The sequence below is a fragment of the Actinomyces bouchesdurhonensis genome (assembly GCF_900128465.1).
Taxonomy (GTDB): Bacteria; Actinomycetota; Actinomycetes; order Actinomycetales; family Actinomycetaceae; genus Pauljensenia; species Pauljensenia bouchesdurhonensis.
The window spans coordinates 69,839-72,836 of record NZ_LT635869.1; the positions used below are offsets into that span (position 1 = coordinate 69,839).

The following is a 2,998-nucleotide window of genomic DNA, read 5'->3' on the forward strand; positions in this document are numbered from 1 at the left end:
CCTCGGACGAGGCCGTTGCCGGCGACGAGCCGGTGACCTCGGACGAGGCCGTTGCCGGCGACGAGCCGGTGACCTCGGATGAGCCGGTGACCTCGGACGAGGCCGTTGCCGACGACGAGCCGGAGGACTCGGATGAGGCCGTTGCTGACGATGAGCCGGTGACCTCGGACGAGCCGGAGGGCTCGGGCGAGGCCGTTGCCGACGATGAGCCGGAGGGCGCCGCCGCGGGTCAGGACACTGAAGCGACCGCCGTCATGACTCCCGTTGAGGTCGCCCAGGCGGGCGCTCTCGATACGGAGGCCACGCAGGTGCTTCCCACTGTCGAGGAACAGCCCGCGCTCGACGAAACGCTCGTGATGCCGACCCTGAGCGCCACCCCCGACGCCCAGGCAACAGCACCGGAGGCAGCCGACGAAGTCGAACCCGCCAAGGCTCCCGCCAAAAAGAAGACCGCCAAGAAATCCCCCGCGAAAAAGGCAACCAGCAAGAAGAACCAGCCTGCGAAAAAGGGAACGAAGAAAGCGGCTGCGGGCGCGAAGAAGGGTGCAACCGAGGAGAAGACGGACGACAAGCCCGCCCAATCCGACGCCGACAAGGCTGAGAAGGCACCCGCCAAGAAAGCACCCGCCAAGAAGAGCGCCGCCAAGAAGAGCGCTGCCAAGAAGAGCGCCGCAAAAAAGGCCACATCCAAGAAAACGACAGCAAAGAAAACGCCGACTGCTAAGCCCGCCGAGCAGTCCACCGCCGAGCAGTGAGAGTCCCGCGAGGACACCACCGCCTCGTAACCGGNCCCGCGCCAACACTGCGCGCCCGCGGGCGGCGCGCGACAATGGACGCATGAACGCAACCGACCCCGCCGCCCGCACCGACGCCGAATGGAAGAAACTCCTGAGCCCCATGCGCTACCACGTGCTGCGTGAGGCGGGCACGGAGCGCCCCTTCACCGGTGAACTCCTGAACGAGGCGCGCGTCGGCACCTACTCGTGCGCGGCCTGCGGATCCGCTCTCTTCGACTCCGACGCGAAGTTCGACTCATCCTGCGGGTGGCCCTCCTTCTTCCAGGCCCACGACGGGGCGACCACCGAGCACGTCGACACCAGTCACGGCATGACCCGTACCGAGGTGCGCTGTGCGACCTGCGGCTCACACCTGGGTCATGTCTTCGCCGACGCCCCCGGCCAGCCCACCGGCATGCGTTACTGCATGAACTCGGCGGCCCTGACCTTCGCACCCGCCCAGTGAAAGCACCCTCCCGGCGCCCCGGCGTCACCACTGTCGCCGACAGTGTCCCGCCTCAACTCTTCCTCGTCGGCTCCGGACTCATCCAGTACGTCGGCGCGGCGCTCGCGGTCGTCGCTTTCGCCTCGGTCGAACCTGCCTCCGTTGCCTGGTGGCGCGTCCTCACAGGCGCGGTGGTTCTCCTCGCGTGGAAGCGCCCGTGGCGCGGCGGCCTCACAGTCTCGGACCTGGCGATCTCCGCNCCCTTTTGACGGGGCCGCCCCTGCCGCAACGGCCGAGGCTACGACAGGGAGCAAAGCCACTGACGCGGTCACTGGAAATAGCCAGGCGGTCGCAGGTGTGATGAGCGGCATGCCCGCCGTGGGTGCTGGAACCGCTGCCACCGAGGCCGCACACGAGCCGGAAACCGACGTGCCGGCGCCTCCCGCAGCCGACGATGCGAATCCCACCGGACCTGTCGATGCCGCTGACACGACACCAGGCGTGCGTGCTGACATCCCCGCGTCCGCGGAAGCGGTCGAAGCAGCGGAGGCGGCCACGGCCTCGTCCGACGCTGAGAAACAGCGTGAGGATGTCCTCGCACCGGATCGCGAAAGCCGCTACGCGTTGGATCCTGAGAACGAGGATGAGCAANGCATGGTGGCGGCCCGCCGCAAGGCGAAGCGTGCCCGCCGCCGCGCGATGGCTGACCGTCAACGTGAACTCGCCGAAGGGGGTTCGTCGTCTCCGGACGAAACGCAGGTCATCTCCAAGTCCGCGCTGCGCAAGATCATCGAGGCCGCCGGTAACACGGACCCCCAGCTCACCCAGACCATGACGGCCACGTCCATCGGTCGCGGCGAGCGGCTCTTCTCCGGCTCCGCTGAAGCTGACGAGCGAGCCGCCGCACTTGCGGGTCCCGGCGAAGAGGCCTACGCCGAACGTGAAGCCGATTCTCAGCGTGCGAAAGACCGCCGGGAGGGACGTCGTCGCTCGAGCGAGGCCATAGACCCCGAGACGAGCGCGGCCCTGGCCGCCGTCGGCGTTGAACCCGTCGGACCTACGGACAGTGGCACTGGCAACGCTGAACCCACGCAGACGCAAAACGCTGCGCCCGCCGAGACCTCGGCTGCCCAGGTGACCCGCCCTTTTGACGGAGCCGCCCCTGCCGCAACGGCCGAGGCTACGACAGGGAGCAAAGCCACTGACGCGGTCACTGGAAATAGCCAGGCGGTCGCAGGTGTGATGAGCGGCATGCCCGCCGTGGGTGCTGGAACCGCTGCCACCGAGGCCGCACACGAGCCGGAAACCGACGTGCCGGCGCCTCCCGCAGCCGACGATGCGAATCCCACCGGACCNCGCTCGGCTCGGGGCACGAGGCCACGGTCGGGTTCGCGCCCGGCGTGCTCTTATCCTGATCCTCCGAAGCCGTCGGGGCGCTCGCATCGCAGCGGTCACCGGTCGTCGCCACGTCATCCGTACCCGACATGCTAAACGACTTGTCGCGCAGTGCCAGCAGGTCTGTGGCCACGGAGCGCAGGTCGAGACGGGACACATCCTCGACCTGGACGAGGTCTTCCTCGTTGAAAGCCTCGACCCCGAGTGAAGCACCCAGGATTGCCCCCGCGATCGCGCCGATCGTGTCGGTGTCGCCGCCCAGGTTAGCGGCGTCCAGCAGGGCGCGCTGGGAGGGGTCGCGCGCGAGGAGCGCGAAGGCCATGGGGATAGCCTGCGCTGAAGCCACGGACGTGCCCACCTGCTCGACGAGGCACTCCAGGGA

The 2,998-nt window shown here is 68.4% G+C and carries 2 protein-coding genes and 2 pseudogenes; 3 read left to right on the forward strand and 1 reads right to left on the reverse strand.

Going from position 1 to position 2,998, the window contains the following annotated elements; translation table 11 throughout:
- The 3 genes and pseudogenes from BQ7477_RS12080 to BQ7477_RS08700 all read left to right on the forward strand — a co-directional run.
- Positions 1 to 755 (forward strand): annotated as a pseudogene (locus tag BQ7477_RS12080) (mechanosensitive ion channel domain-containing protein); the annotation flags it as partial.
- Between the two features lie 82 nt (positions 756 to 837).
- Positions 838 to 1,242 (forward strand): peptide-methionine (R)-S-oxide reductase MsrB, encoded by a 405-nt coding sequence (msrB, locus tag BQ7477_RS08695; protein WP_073983619.1) that lies wholly within the window; start codon positions 838 to 840, stop codon positions 1,240 to 1,242.
- A pseudogene (locus BQ7477_RS08700) lies at positions 1,239 to 1,487 on the forward strand (EamA family transporter); the annotation flags it as partial. The gene msrB and the pseudogene BQ7477_RS08700, both read left to right, overlap by 4 nt.
- 944 nt (positions 1,488 to 2,431) lie before the next feature.
- Here the strand turns inward: BQ7477_RS08700 and BQ7477_RS13270 are convergent.
- Positions 2,432 to 2,938 carry an ADP-ribosylglycohydrolase family protein gene (locus BQ7477_RS13270; RefSeq protein WP_478209466.1) on the reverse strand — a complete coding sequence of 169 codons (507 nt, stop codon included), beginning with the start codon at positions 2,936 to 2,938 and terminating at the stop codon, positions 2,432 to 2,434.
- Positions 2,939 to 2,998 lie beyond the last annotated feature (60 nt).